At 64.3% G+C, this 12,669-nt stretch carries 19 protein-coding genes; 4 read left to right on the top strand and 15 right to left on the bottom strand.

Translation table 11 applies throughout. The features are described 5' to 3' along the window. The first annotated feature begins 272 nt into the window (after nucleotides 1-272). Entirely contained in the window at nucleotides 273-1,016 is a 744-nt protein-coding gene (locus tag ACYQ5L_RS11425) for a metallophosphoesterase family protein (RefSeq protein WP_459957343.1), read from the top strand. Between the two features lie 12 nt (nucleotides 1,017-1,028). On the opposite strand, the gene ACYQ5L_RS11420 is transcribed toward ACYQ5L_RS11425, so the two are convergent. Then, nucleotides 1,029-1,484 carry a nitroreductase family deazaflavin-dependent oxidoreductase gene (locus tag ACYQ5L_RS11420; protein WP_459957342.1) on the bottom strand — a complete coding sequence of 152 codons (456 nt, stop codon included), beginning with the start codon at nucleotides 1,482-1,484 and terminating at the stop codon, nucleotides 1,029-1,031. A 130-nt stretch (nucleotides 1,485-1,614) separates the two neighbouring features. Here ACYQ5L_RS11420 and ACYQ5L_RS11415 point away from each other — a divergent pair, with 130 nt between their 5' ends. The 3 genes from ACYQ5L_RS11415 (at nucleotide 1,615) to ACYQ5L_RS11405 (ending at nucleotide 2,976) form a co-directional block, all read left to right on the top strand. Then, complete coding sequence (locus ACYQ5L_RS11415; protein WP_459957341.1) at nucleotides 1,615-1,764, top strand: carboxymuconolactone decarboxylase family protein; 150 nt, start codon at nucleotides 1,615-1,617, stop codon at nucleotides 1,762-1,764. 200 nt (nucleotides 1,765-1,964) lie between these two features. Beyond that, nucleotides 1,965-2,438: a DUF2637 domain-containing protein gene (locus ACYQ5L_RS11410; RefSeq protein ID WP_459957340.1), complete on the top strand. Its 474-nt coding sequence runs from the start codon at nucleotides 1,965-1,967 to the stop codon at nucleotides 2,436-2,438. Nucleotides 2,439-2,514: 76 nt separating this feature from the next. Further along, nucleotides 2,515-2,976, top strand: a complete 462-nt coding sequence (locus ACYQ5L_RS11405; protein ID WP_459957339.1) for a hypothetical protein — start codon at nucleotides 2,515-2,517, stop codon at nucleotides 2,974-2,976. A 191-nt stretch (nucleotides 2,977-3,167) separates the two neighbouring features. Here ACYQ5L_RS11405 and ACYQ5L_RS11400 read toward each other — a convergent pair whose 3' ends face one another. The 14 genes from ACYQ5L_RS11400 to ACYQ5L_RS11335 form a co-directional block, all read right to left on the bottom strand. Continuing rightward, complete coding sequence (locus ACYQ5L_RS11400) at nucleotides 3,168-3,683, bottom strand: hypothetical protein (protein ID WP_459957338.1); 516 nt, start codon at nucleotides 3,681-3,683, stop codon at nucleotides 3,168-3,170. A gap of 104 nt (nucleotides 3,684-3,787) precedes the next feature. Then, a complete protein-coding gene (locus ACYQ5L_RS11395; protein ID WP_459957337.1) occupies nucleotides 3,788-4,642 on the bottom strand; it encodes a helix-turn-helix domain-containing protein in 855 nt (284 codons plus the stop codon). Then, on the bottom strand, nucleotides 4,629-5,168 hold the full coding sequence (locus tag ACYQ5L_RS11390) for a DUF6879 family protein (RefSeq protein WP_459957336.1): 540 nt from the start codon (nucleotides 5,166-5,168) through the stop codon (nucleotides 4,629-4,631). The genes ACYQ5L_RS11395 and ACYQ5L_RS11390 overlap by 14 nt, the downstream gene beginning before the upstream one ends. After that, nucleotides 5,152-5,361, bottom strand: coding sequence for a hypothetical protein (locus ACYQ5L_RS11385; RefSeq protein WP_459957335.1), 210 nt, complete (start codon nucleotides 5,359-5,361; stop codon nucleotides 5,152-5,154). The genes ACYQ5L_RS11390 and ACYQ5L_RS11385 overlap by 17 nt, the downstream gene beginning before the upstream one ends. A gap of 177 nt (nucleotides 5,362-5,538) precedes the next feature. After that, nucleotides 5,539-5,919 carry a deoxycytidylate deaminase gene (locus ACYQ5L_RS11380; protein ID WP_459957334.1) on the bottom strand — a complete coding sequence of 127 codons (381 nt, stop codon included), beginning with the start codon at nucleotides 5,917-5,919 and terminating at the stop codon, nucleotides 5,539-5,541. Continuing rightward, on the bottom strand, nucleotides 5,916-6,272 hold the full coding sequence (locus tag ACYQ5L_RS11375; protein WP_459957333.1) for a hypothetical protein: 357 nt from the start codon (nucleotides 6,270-6,272) through the stop codon (nucleotides 5,916-5,918). The genes ACYQ5L_RS11380 and ACYQ5L_RS11375 overlap by 4 nt, the downstream gene beginning before the upstream one ends. After that, nucleotides 6,272-6,472, bottom strand: coding sequence for a hypothetical protein (locus ACYQ5L_RS11370; protein WP_459957332.1), 201 nt, complete (start codon nucleotides 6,470-6,472; stop codon nucleotides 6,272-6,274). Before ACYQ5L_RS11370 ends, ACYQ5L_RS11375 begins: the two co-directional genes overlap by 1 nt. A gap of 37 nt (nucleotides 6,473-6,509) precedes the next feature. After that, a complete protein-coding gene (locus ACYQ5L_RS11365; RefSeq protein WP_459957331.1) occupies nucleotides 6,510-8,318 on the bottom strand; it encodes a DNA polymerase in 1,809 nt (602 codons plus the stop codon). Nucleotides 8,319-8,321: 3 nt separating this feature from the next. Beyond that, nucleotides 8,322-8,501, bottom strand: a complete 180-nt coding sequence (locus ACYQ5L_RS11360; RefSeq protein WP_459957330.1) for a hypothetical protein — start codon at nucleotides 8,499-8,501, stop codon at nucleotides 8,322-8,324. Then, a complete protein-coding gene (thyX, locus tag ACYQ5L_RS11355; protein WP_459957329.1) occupies nucleotides 8,498-9,214 on the bottom strand; it encodes an FAD-dependent thymidylate synthase in 717 nt (238 codons plus the stop codon). The genes ACYQ5L_RS11360 and thyX overlap by 4 nt, the downstream gene beginning before the upstream one ends. Before the next feature lie 94 nt (nucleotides 9,215-9,308). Then, the gene (locus ACYQ5L_RS11350; RefSeq protein WP_459957328.1) at nucleotides 9,309-9,833 is read right to left on the bottom strand and encodes a hypothetical protein; all 525 of its coding nucleotides are present in this window, start codon (nucleotides 9,831-9,833) and stop codon (nucleotides 9,309-9,311) included. A 44-nt stretch (nucleotides 9,834-9,877) separates the two neighbouring features. Further along, nucleotides 9,878-11,932, bottom strand: coding sequence for a ribonucleoside-triphosphate reductase, adenosylcobalamin-dependent (gene nrdJ / locus ACYQ5L_RS11345; protein WP_459957327.1), 2,055 nt, complete (start codon nucleotides 11,930-11,932; stop codon nucleotides 9,878-9,880). Next, nucleotides 11,929-12,096 carry a hypothetical protein gene (locus ACYQ5L_RS11340; RefSeq protein ID WP_459957326.1) on the bottom strand — a complete coding sequence of 56 codons (168 nt, stop codon included), beginning with the start codon at nucleotides 12,094-12,096 and terminating at the stop codon, nucleotides 11,929-11,931. Before ACYQ5L_RS11340 ends, nrdJ begins: the two co-directional genes overlap by 4 nt. Nucleotides 12,097-12,107: 11 nt before the next feature. After that, nucleotides 12,108-12,668, bottom strand: coding sequence for a hypothetical protein (locus ACYQ5L_RS11335; protein ID WP_459957325.1), 561 nt, complete (start codon nucleotides 12,666-12,668; stop codon nucleotides 12,108-12,110). Nucleotide 12,669 lies beyond the last annotated feature (1 nt).

Genomic DNA, 12,669 nt, shown 5'->3' with positions numbered 1-12,669 from the left:
GGCATTCGCACAGTAGTTGCCTTCGCGGGCCGTCGCGCGGCCAATTGCTCTCGCGCCGATCGCCGCACCGCGGACACGATCACCACCGCCAATGCGGGTCCCATAATGAAGAACAGCACACCGAGCGCGATCAGGAAGACTGCTTGCACGAGCGAATTATTGTCCGGATCGCCGTCTTTCGCAGAATCGCAGCTACCCTTCCGGATGGGAGTACCGGCGCGCGCGGGGTTATGCCGTTGACAGGACCGTCCGGTTGTGGCTGATTGACGGGTATGGGGAGCAATAGCGGCACCGGCCGCGTCGTGCGGATCGCCGCCGTCGGGGATCTGCACATGACCGAGAAGACCATCGGACGGTTCCGGCCCGCCTTCCAGCGGCTGGGCGACCATGCCGATGTTCTGCTGCTCGCGGGGGATCTCACCAATGGCGGCACCCTGCGCGCGGGCGGGGCGGTGAGCGGGGAGCTGTCCGGGCTCCCGGTGCCGGTGGTCGCGGTGCTCGGCAATCATGATCACGACCGGGGCAACCAGGCCCGGATCACCGAACTGCTCAGCGAACGCGGCGTGCGGGTGCTCGACGGCACCGCGACCGTGCTGGAGCTCCATGGCATTCGGCTCGGCATCGCCGGCGTGATGGGCGGCAGCGGCGGCTTCCCGAACTATCCGGGAAATCCGGAGGAGGGCACCGAGGAACACCGGGAGCGTTATCGGCGCGGCCCGCTGGACGCCCAGCGCCTGCGCGCGGCGCTGGACAGCCTGGATTGCGATATCCGCGTGGCCCTCACCCATTTCGCGCCGGTGCTGGACACGCTCGCCGGTGAATCGCCGCGGATCTATTCCCATCTGGGCTGCGCCGAATTGGCCGAGGCCGTGGACGCGGGCGGCGCGGCGCTGGCCCTGCACGGGCACGCCCACGCGGGCACCGAATTCGGCCGCACCCCAGGCGGTGTGGACGTGCGCAATGTCGCCCACCAGGTGATCCGCAGCCCCTACCGGGTCTACGAGCTCACCGCCTGAACGCTCGGCGGGTCAGCGCCGCAGGGTCAGCTCCACCAAGGGCACATCGTCGATATCGCCGCCGACGGCCTGCTCGATGATCCGGCCGAGCTGCTTGTACGCGGCCGGATGCACCGTCTTGTACTCGGCCATGATCGGTTTCGCTTCCTCCGCCGTCAGCATGCGCGCGGTCGCGGGCGCCCGATTGCGGAACCCGATGCTCACCCGGCATTGCGGATTCGCCTTCAGGTTCCGGTACCACTGCGATCCGGTTCCGAAGCCGGAGGCGAGCATGACGGTGTTCGCATCCGGGCGGTCCACCGCTTCGAGGGCGACGTACCGCTGCTCCCCCGATTTCCGCCCGATGTGCTCGAGCAGCAGCACCCGTCCGCCGAAGACGAATCCGAGCCGCGCCCGGAACAACCAGATCGGCGCTCGCACGAACCAGCGCGTCCGCAGCAGCTTCGCCCCGAGATCAGACATCGGCATGCCCACGAGGCTAATCCGAGCACCCGGCCCCGCGCCGCGGGCACAACGTGACCGGCCCCACATCGGCCGCCCGTCACGCCCGCGTGGGCTGCCGCGTCCTGGTTGTGTACTGACGAGAAAGGACGAGCACATGTCACGACTCAACCTCCCCCAGCTCGCGCCCGAGGTCTACCAGGCCTGGGTGCAGGCGGAAATGGCCATCCGCAAGGGCCCGCTCGACGCCACCGTCCGGGAACTGGTGAAAATCCGCGTCTCCCAGGTCAACGGCTGCCCAATCTGAGTGCTTGGGATACACGATACCCGCAGGTAGAGCGGGTGAAATTTCCTCCCCCTGACCGAACCGGTCCGTTGACCAGTCCCAGATCCGTGCTAGCGTCCCTCCCGCACGTATCGAAAACCCCCCGCCCGGATTGCCGTCCAGACGAGGGGCCAACACACTCCCTTGCCGGGGAGTGCACACACCTGAAGGGACCAGGTGCATTGAAGAGTCTATCTTCCTGCGCGTCTTTCGCTTCTGCGGCAATTACGCCGCTCCGAGCCGCTACCGCTGGCACAGTCGCGGTGTCGGGCCTCGCATTCTCGATGTCATTCACGAAGCTCACCGCGCTCGCGGAATTGAACGGGGTTTCAGCGGGCCAAGCATGGATGCTGCCGGTGATCATTGACGGATTGCAGGTTGTTGCGACCGTCGCGACTGCGGCAATGTCCCGCAAACGGTGGTACCCCTGGATGCTTCTCCTGGCCGGGGCCGTAATATCCATCGCCGGAAACGTCGCATATGCCGAAGCTGCAACGCCAGGCAATCTCGTCGCTAAAGCGATTGCGGCGCTTCCCACGCTCGTCGTCCTGGTCGCAACACACCTGACGATCATGCTGGCGCGCGAGCCCCTGAAACAGGCTGCCGATTCTCCGGTGGCCCTCGAAATCACTCCGGCCGCCGCTGTCGCGGCTTGACTCCGCCCGGCCGGAAACCCTGAGAAACACGAAAAGACCCCTGCCCACGAGGGACAGGGGAAGAAAGAGCTGTGCGATGAATGCGAAGAAGCTGGGGACCGGTGCGATTGCCGCGAGCCTGCTGTTTGGGGTAATCGGCTGCTCGGAGGATTCCGAGGCGACGCCCACACCGGTTGGTCAGACCGTATCGGCGCAGCCGACCACGACCAAAGCGACACCCGACCCGAAGTCGGAGGAAGTGCTGAAGCAGCGAGCCGACACGTTCAATGGGCTCACGGTCGCGAAGGACTGGGACGGGCTGTGGAACTTCTACTCCCAGCGGTGCCAGGCGAAGGCCGGGAATGTGGACACCTTGCGGTCGATGGCGGAGATCGCCCTCGCGGGGCGCACTCCGCAGCCGAACCCGGTTACGGTGCGGATCTCCGGCTCGGCGGCGCAGGTGGTCACCGTGGACAACGATCCGAATGCCCCGGCGGATTCGATGAAGCCGCGGACGTGGACCTTCATCGACGGTGCCTGGATGTTCGACAACTGCTAACCAGCACCAGGACACCCCCAGCGGCCGTTTCGAGGGGTGCGGCTGGGGGTGCTCGTCCTGAAGTGCAGAAGGCTCTATCTGCGGAACACCCCCGGCACGGTTGCGAGAGCCAGGGGTCCCGTGGATCAAGACGTCCTGAATTCGGCTATGACCCACCCCCTTTCGTCCCGAGCATCGGAGTGGTCTTGTAGCTAGGCCCCGTCCGCCCGGCGGATGGAGGGCATGTCCCGAAGAGGCGGCGTTTCCCTCCGCGCGTAGGTCTCCTCGGGGCTGACCGTGATGACGTCGAGCTGCTGGACCAGCGAGCCGGGTACCTCCCCGCCCTCGAAGTGCCCAGGGGAAGGAACTATGACCGCCTCGGCATTGAGCCGGGTGGCTTGGGCTCTGAGCCGGGCCAGTGGTGGCCGACCGAACTTCGGGTCGTACACGATCATTGCGGCGAAGTCGTAGCCCAGCTGAGCGGCACGTTTGCGGAGCTGGCTTTCATCCCAGAGCTGAGATATCCCGGACACGTCCGTCCGGAGATACCCCAATATGGTTGCCTTGTAGCGCATGTCCGCCCCTTGTGAATGGTCGTCGTCCCGGCTGTCGGATTCGGGCTGGAACAGCTCCAGGTAAACCCCTGGATCATCGTCCGACTTATCCCCGTAGGCGTTGGTCTCCAATATGCCGCCGGGGAAATCGAAGAGTCGTGTACGCCAAGCCATCTCGACCCCTGTGTCTGTCGCTGGTGAGGCAGCTCGGGACCGGTGTCGACTGCAACCGCCCCCGAGTGCCTGATCAGACAGTAGGAACAAGGGCCTTGGACTGGCTACGAGGTTGACCGATGTTGACGAAGGTCGTCCAGAACACCCTGGATGATCGCGCGGGCTCGTTTGCCATAGAGCGCTTGCCGCGCGTATTGGTCGAAGACCGTGGTGTAGACCGCGACCTCGCTCGGTTGCTGGATTCGCAGAATGGCCGAGTACGTTTCGATCTCGACCTCGGTGTCGTCGGTGATCCAGAACTCGCAGACGGGCATGTACTGGCGGGCTTCTGCCGGGAGCACGCCCAGACGCACTCGTGGGTAGTCCATGACTGTCAGCAGGTGTTCGAGTTGCCCTGCGGCGACATCGGGCGGCACCACGCCGACTCGGAGGACGTTCTCGCACAGGATCATATGGAAGACGCGGGCGGAGCGCAGCAACTCGGCGCGCTCCATCCGCACAGCGACCGTTGCGGGGACGTCGGTAGCCGGGTAGTCGTTCATGGTCGCGATATCGGTCAGAACCGCAGTCGCGTACTCCGGCGTTTGAGCCGGGCCGGGGACCAGCGAAACGCAGAAGATGCGATGCCGCTTGGCTTTCCGTTCCTCGCCAAGCACCTGCTGTTGGTAGCGGGCGGTGCCGGTGCGGTGCAGCCTGCGCAGCTGCACGTACATCTTCTCGATTTCCCGTGTCGCGGCTACGAGGTCCGGCAACAGGTCTTCGGCATTGCACAGCCGGCACCACAGCTCAAGGTCTCCCAGGCTCGGTACCCGATGCCCGTTCTCGTGCTTGGAGACCTTGGTGTGGTTCCAGCCCGCCTGTGTGGCGAGTTCGCGCGCTGTGAGGTGCGCGTCCAGGCGTATTTCCCGCAGGCGGTTGCCCAGGGCTTCTCGTGCTCGCCCAGCGCTACTGGTGGTCACCGAGCGCAGGTTTGTAGTCCGCGTGGGGTGTTGTCAACTCCCAGACCGCATCGAATGCCGACCGGTACAAACGAACCATGTCAGGGTCTTCGATCAGCTCGTTTCCGACCCAGGCTCCGTTTCCGGAGAAGTGGTTGAGGACCAGCCGCCGATCATCGAACAGCCAGAAGTCAACCGGTGGGACCGCTATCCCTGCGGCTTTGTGCCGGGGTAGCCAGCGGACATCCTCGCCGCCGTCCACGTTGCGGGTCGTAGCCCATTCGAAGTGGATGTAGCTGGAGACGGGCTCGGACACGATGCGCGCCCGTCGCATAGTCACGCCGCGGTTGACCATGCCGCGAGTCATCTCCAGCCAAGGAGCCCACCACTCGGCGTCTTCAGCGTCGGTCAGCTGCCCGGCCTGCCACTTCTCGAATCGCTCCGCCTCATCGGGAACCGCGTAGACATCGCGCAGTTCGAGGTGGAGTGCCGAAGTCGTGCAGGATGCGTGCAGCTCCGACCACTGCTCGTCAGTCAGCAGCTCCATTCGGTTCGCCCTTCGGTAGGAAGGCCACGACAGCCTTCGGGACTCTGACGACGATCTCGCCGTCCGGAACATTCATCTGTGCCAACACTTCTGGATCGACCGGGTACCCCTGCCAGAGGTATTCACCGTCCAACTCCCACAGACACGGCGAGCCGTTCTTGCCGCTTGGACCGCCGAGGAAACGTAACGTCATTTCGGGACCTCCGCCCAACTCGTTGACGAGTGTTGACCAGGGTACGCCCAGGGCGTGTCCCATTGGACCGGATTCGACCGGTTCGCGGTCAATCCGGAATGACGAAATCCTCACGCACACTGAGACTTTCCTCGGATACACGAAAAGACCCCTCTCCCAACGGGAGAGGGGTTTTCGCTACGGGTACACCACTTGAGCTATACCGGTTGCGTCGATGAGCTTGCGGCATGAGTAACAGGGCTCGCGGGTGATGTAGAGGGTAGATCCAGCGAGATCCGCTCTGTCGCAGTACAGCAGCGCGTTTGCTTCGGCGTGGACAGCGACGCAAGCAGAGGCGCCAGCGTCGTAACTGCTCCCCGGAGCACATCCGCTAGTCCGTCGAGGGCAAGTCGCACATCCCGCAGCTCCCGCAGGAGCGCCGTTGTATCCAGTGGCTCGGATGCGTCGTTGATTGACAACTACTGCCCCCACTCGGTCTCGCTCGCAATCGGATCGGAGAGAGACCGCTCGCGCGATCTCCAGGAAGTATTCGTCCCATCCGGGGCGAGGGTGGGTCACTGGAAACACTCCAGATCCGCCTGGAGGCGTTCGTTCTCCGCGGTGACCTCCCGTAGCTCGCTCACCACCTGGTCCCGTTCGATGTCGAGCCGCTCGGCCTCGTCAAGGGCGGCCATGGCACGCCGAAGAATGTCGGGCAGCGCGGTGTAGATCGTGGCAATGAAGGTGGCGTCTTCTTGCCGGGCAAAGCTGGCAACCTCCAGACCGGGCCGGGGAGCCTCGGCGGGGGTCACATCGTCAAGCATCACGCAGTGGCCCCCGATGAGATCGTTCTCCTTGGCGAACCAGAAGCCGGTGCCGCTGCACTGTGCCCAGAGCTGATATAGCTCATCGAAGAATTCCTGGTCATCCATCAGACCACCACCGCCGGGGCCGAATAGATGTAGTCGTAGACGTGCTGGCTCCGGCTGGAGGGCCGGATCTGTTCGAGGGTGATGGCCTCGGTGTCGAAGATTCCGAGTTCGCGGAACGCGCGCTCTGCGCACGATCGGATGTCTCCACCTCGATCTATGAACTCGTCGTGCACGGGCACGCTGATGTATGCAGTGTCCATCTATGTCCACCTATGTCCATTCATTGTCAAGTTCGGTTCAGAAGGAAGCGCCGTAGAGCGAGCCCCAGGAGCGGCCCCCGACTTCGGGGTCCGTGCCGACGTGAACAGGGCCGATGTCCTCGGCCATGAGTCGGCCGATCTCAGCGGCTCCCCATTCGGCGTGCTCGGCCGGCACTGAGGCGAGGATCTCGTCGTGGATCGGCAGCCGCAGGTACGGTCCGAATCCGGCGTCGTAGAGGCGCAGCAGCGCCCGGCCGGTCACGTCCCGGCTGGAGGACTGAATCAGGTAGTTCAGTGCCGAGTACGCCCGCGACGGGTCCACCGGAAGACGGCGGCCGACAGGAGTGGTGATGTACCCGTTGCGACGAGCTTCGGTTTGAAGCCGGTTGCTCAGGTGCTTCACGCCGGGGTACGCCTTGTCGAAGCCGTCGACCACGATCTTGGCGCGTTCCATGTCCAGGCCGGTCTGCTCGGCCACTGTGTTGGCACCGCCGCCGTAGACGCGTCCGAAGTTCACGACCTTGGCGTATTTGCGTTCCGGATCGTCCTTGGTGATGTGGGAGCCGAAGGCGGCCTGTGCGGTGAGCAGGTGAAGGTCAGCGCCTTCCTTGAATGCCTTGATCATCGTGCGGTCGCCGCTGAGTGCGGCGAGCACCCGCAACTCCTGAGCTTGGTAGTCCACGGAGCTGATGAGCTGCCCCTCGTCGGCGAGGAAGCACCGCCGGATCATCCAGTCCCCGGACGGCAGGGTCTGCGCCGGGACTCCGGTGATGCTCATGCGCGCCGTACGAGCCCGTAAGGGGTTGATGCTGGCGTGCACCCGGTCGGAGGCGTCGCGGTTCTTGAGGAACCCGTCGACCCATGTGGTTCTCCACTTGCCCGCCTTCTTGGCCTCCTTGACCGCGATGGCGAACTCGTCGCCCTCGGTCACGAGCCGATCCAGCAGCTTCTTGTCCACCTTGCGCTTGCCGGTGGGCGTGCGGTCGGTGATGCGGACTCCGCGGAACTCCAGGACGTCGGCCACCTGTTCGGTGCTGTTGACGTTCTCGCACCCCAGCGCCGCGGCCTTGGCCTTGTAGTCCAGCTCGTTCTGCTGGAGCTTGGCCGACAGGTCCAGGGTGTAGTCCACATCGAGCAGGAACCCGGTCCGCTCCATGACCGCGCAGACTTCGGCGATCCGGTGCTCGTAGCGGACCAGCTTGCGCGAGACGTCTGGCACCAGCGGGGAGATCTTCTGGTACAGCCGCATCGCCAGAATCGGGTCCATCCCCGAGTAGAGGAGATAGTCCGGATTCATCAGATCGACTGCGGCCCAGATCTTTTCCTTGGTGGTCTTGGCTTCTTTCGCCAGGCGCCCCATGAGCCCTTTGACTTCATCGGCGACCACCGGGTCTATGTAGTGCCGGGTGACGTCCTCCAGGGAGTGACCGAAACCGCCTTCGTCGCGGCCCCGAGGGTCAACCAGGTGGGCCAGGATGCGGGTATCGGTGACCTTGGACCAGAGATCCTCCATCGGGATGCCGAGGCACCGGTCGATGACCTGTAGATCGAAGCTGGCGTTGTGCAGCACGAACCGCTGGACGCCCTTCAGGGCCAGGCGGACATCTTCGGCGAAGCGGCCCCCGTATTCGACGGGGACCACCCACGACTCGGTGTGGTTGCCGAACTGGGCCAGGCGCAGGCCGTAGCCTTCGCCGTAGATGCCCAATCCCGTTGTCTCTGTGTCGAGTCCGAGGATTCCGAGGTTGCTCCGGATGAAATCGCGGAAGCCCTCTAGGTCGTCCTCATGCTCTACAACCCGGATGATGACCGGGATTCCTGCGACTTCATTCCGGAACTCGATCACTGGCTAGGCGTCCTCGTTCAGGGTGAAGACGACGTAGTAGGCGACGTGATCCCAGTTGAAGACGCAGAAGTCGCCGCCGGGGGCGAAGACGTTCAGCGTTCCCTCGGACTTGTCGAGCACCACATCGGAGTCCTCGAACTCCGCGGTGCCACCGTCGAGTAGTTCGACGTGGATTCGCTTCATGCCGCGCTCTTTTCGTAGCTGTAGGGGGTCTCCGGGATGTCGGAGTAGGTGTTGGGTGCCAGCTCCCGCAGCTGGCGCAGCAGCTCGCCTGCCAGCTGGCGAATCTCGGCGTCCGCGGCCTCGTGCCAGCGGTTCTTGATCACGTAGCGCCAGGCCCGGTGATTGGCCGTGACGACCATGGGCGAGTTGGTCATGCCAGGCAGGACGGCTCTGGCCGCCTCGCGGGCTTGCTTGCGGGGCTTGCCCGCCTCGGTGTAGATCTCGACCAGTTGGAGGTAGGCGGCCTTGGTGACGTCATCGACGTTCAGGTACAGATCCAGCGCCTCGTTGCGGGCGTCGCCTTCGAGGTCCAGCAGCGCCGGAGGCAGGTTGAACCCGAGCGTGGTGGCGTCCACGTAGCGCTGGGAGACCACCGAGAACGACAGGTGCCGGTGGCGCTCCAGCTCGGTGAGCACCGAACGTGAGGCTTCGATGTAGAAGGTGGCGCTGGCGTGCTCCAGCACCGATTCGTGGCCGACATCGAGGATGTGATCGAGGTAGTCCCCGTTATCCGCGGTGGCCGGATTCGGCCGGTGGAAGCTCTGGTAGCAGTTTCGGCCGGCAAACTCTGCGAGTTCGTCCGCCCAGGTCTCCGCACCGGGATGGATGTTGTAACCGACGTCGAACATGGAGCCCGCGTCGATGGCCGTATGGCCGATGAGCTTTGCGTACAAGGTGTTTTCTCTCCCCGGAAGGGGGCGGGCCGCTTCCCGCCCCCGTTCCGTTCATTGTCAAGTTAGCGACGGCCGCTGTTCATTGTCAAGTTGGCTACCGCAGGAACTCAGGCGAGCACTGATCCGGAGCGTTGCGCGGTGCCGGGCACATGAACGCCTTCCACGGCTTGCCGTTCTTGCCGACGCCGGACTTGAACTGCATCTCACCGTGCTGGCACTGACGCGACTCACCGCCGGGTGCCGACTCCTGCGGAGCACGCTGCTGCTGGCGCTGCTGACCACCGCCGCCGGTGCCGCCCTTCGGGGCGGAACCACCCAGGCCCGAGAAGTACTGACCGGCACGCTGGGTCTCCTGCATCACCGAAGCGAGCAGTGCAGCGTTCTCGGCACTGACCTGGTTGTAGGCATCCTGGAGGTCGGCTGCGTGAATCACGACCCAGGGAGCGTCGTAACCCGCGCCGCCCTTGAAAGTCAGAACCACCTTGCCGTCGCCAGAAGGCGCGGCAGGCCGGGCCGGAGCCGCAGCGGGGGCCGCAGGAGCGTCGAAGACGCTGCCGCCGTTTGTCGGCTGGGTGTCCTGCGCCTCGGAGGCACTGGAGAAGGGATCGGGAAAACCCATGGTTGTACTACCTTTCGTGGGGGTTGATTCGGTCCGAGGGACCGTTATCGGATCGGGCACGCGCCGTTGGCGCAGTTCTCATCCACGCCATCGGCAATCGCCTGCACCATGGCCGCGTCGAAGGTCTCTTTCGAGATCCGCTCGTAGGGAGCCTGGGGCATGGATGCCTCGGGGAAGATGGTCGCGCCCTTGAGCTGGCCGCCGAAGTGCTTGATCGCTGCTGCGACGTCCTCGGGTGTGTACTTGGCCGGGTCGACGTTGGCTGTGTAGGACACCGCGTTGTCGGCCCAGTCTTTTTGGTACATGGCCTGGAATTCGAGCATCTCCATGAGGCTCAGTTCGTCGGCCGATTCCACCAGCCACTCAGCCGTCTTCGCGTCCCAGATGTCAGAGACCGCTTGAACCAGAGTGTCTTTCGTGGCCATGGACACGACCGCGGTGCTGGCCGCGTACTGGTCTTCCTCGATCTCGTAGCCTTGGCTGGCGTAGTCCTTCAGGATCTGCAACTGGTCTGGGTCGACCGTGGATAGTCGAACCCGGCGGATGAAATATCGGGAGAAGATCGGGTGGATACCCTCACTGACTCCCACCAGCTTCGCGATCGTGCCCGTGGGGGCAACAGTGCGCAGCTTCACCGGCACCGGGATACGCAGCTCATGGCAGAACTCCCGCGCCGCCTGGTCGACCTCCCGAGCCAGCGACCGCAGCAGTCCCCGGAACCGATAGTTGCTCGGGGCTGTGGAGTACGGGAACCCAGTCATCGCCAGGAACGACGCGACACCGAAGTGCCCGACGCCGATCCGGCGCTGACGTGCCAGAACCTCGGCCTGCTTCGGGTCATTGACGTCGCCGTAGGTAGCCCGGATCAGGAATCTGGCCATCAGCTTGTGCGCCAGCTCCAGGCCGTTCACGTCGTCCACGCCGTACTCGTCCACGAAACCTGCTAGGTTCACATGCCCCAAATTGCAGTTCTCCCAAGGGGTTAGACCAATCTCGCCACAAGGATTGGTACAAACCACCGGCTCCGGCTCACCGATGTTGGACAGCGTGCTATCCCAGAATCCCGGCTCACCGTTGCGCACCATGCCGGTTGCGATGGCGTCCAGGACGTAGCGTGCGTGGTCGATCTCGCTGCGCTCGTAGAGGAACCCTGGATAGGTGTCGCCGCGGCCTTCGAGGGCCTCCCAGAATCGCTCGTCCACCTCCACGCTGATGTTGGTGGTCCAGTGACTCAGCGACTGCTGTTTGATGTTGATGAAGCGGCTGACCTGGGGGTCCGCCCAATGCATCATCGCCATGCGCGCACTGCGCCGGTTACCGCCGGAGACCACACACTCGGCAATCGCATGGTCGATCTCCATGGCCGAGATGCCGTCGAGCTTGCGCCCCTCCAGGTCGGACAAGACCTTGCAGACCGCTACGAGCATCTTCGCCAGCGGCACCGGGCCTGATGCCCGGCCGCCGAAGGTCTTCAACCGTGCGCCGGAGGCCCGGACGTTGGTGACGTCGTAGACGCGGCGGAAGTTGAGGACTTCCTCGCGGTAGTGGGTTTCGATGAGATCCACCAGGGCGGCGGACCAGCCCTCGCGGCTGTCCTCCACCTCGAATGCACCGGTCCAATCGGAGTTGTATCGCTCAGACAGGAGTCCGGCTTCCTTGAGATCCTCGTAGTCAGGATGCTCAGGGTCACAGACGATTTCGACCCGCAGGGCATGCTGGATGACCGGGTAGTCGCGTAGGTAGCGGTTGCTGTAGTTGCTGCCCACTCCCCCGCCCTCCATGAGTCTCATGAAGGTGAAGTCGAAGTGTTCGGCCGGCTCGGCTCCCCAGTGGGATACGTGGCAGTTGAAAAGGTACTGGCGACCCGGTACGCCGGAGGCCCACAGATGCCGCCCAGCGGGCAGGATCTTGAAGTTCTCCATCATCTCGATCAGCTGGTCACGCTCGCCGGGTAGGTGGTGGCGGGCGTCGACCAGGCCCATGTTGCCGTCGACTACTCGGCGGACGGTCTCGGGCCAGGTTTCCTTGGTGCCATCGGGCTTGGTCCGGGAGTAGGTCCGCTCGTAGACGAGCTTTCCGGTCGGGCCAAAGTTGGTCACTCACTCTCCAATTCGTAGATGCCGCAGTACATTTCGAGATCGTCTTTCGACCAGTTCTCCAGGCGGGGCTGGGGCTGGTCGGGGAACACGCCCGGTGCCGTCCAGGCGCGGTACATCTCGCCAGCACCCATGCCGTTGAACGTCGAATCGAGCAGGCTGTTCATTGTCAAGTTCCTTACGTGCGAATAGCGGCCTGTGCCGCCTGGTTGGACAGTGCGGTGCGCGAGCCCGGCCCATCGGTGTAGGCGTCGAACTTCTCGCGGATGATGCGGTTCATTTCGTCGGTCAGCGAGACCAGCGCTCGCTGGAGCATCTTGCGGCGGGCATCAGTCCCCATCGACTTGCCTTCGCCGTACTTCTCGGCGATCAGTTCGGCTTGCTCGTCGTTGCGTTCCCGCAGCAGATCCATGGCCTCTGTGAGATCGTCCAGCCGATCTGCGCCCCGGTCGCGGCCCTCCAGGAGTGCCTTGACCTCATCGACGGAGTAGTGAAATTCCGCGGCGAACCGAATGCGGGACTTGCGGGCGTCGGCGGCGATGACGTGGCCGTGCCGGACCAGCAGGCCGTGCCGTTCACGGGCGGTGCCCGCCTCCAGCCTGGCCTGGACCGAGGGGCGTTCCAGAATCCAGAGCATCAGCTCTTGTTCCAGGTCATCGGCCTCGATCACGTCAGGCCACTGGAGCACGACCGACCCGGCGGCGCGCTTCACCGCCGCCTTGATTTCCGTACCATTCATT

The organism is Nocardia sp. IFM 10818 (genome assembly GCF_054655275.1).
This window is presented reverse-complemented; position numbering and strand designations above follow the sequence as displayed.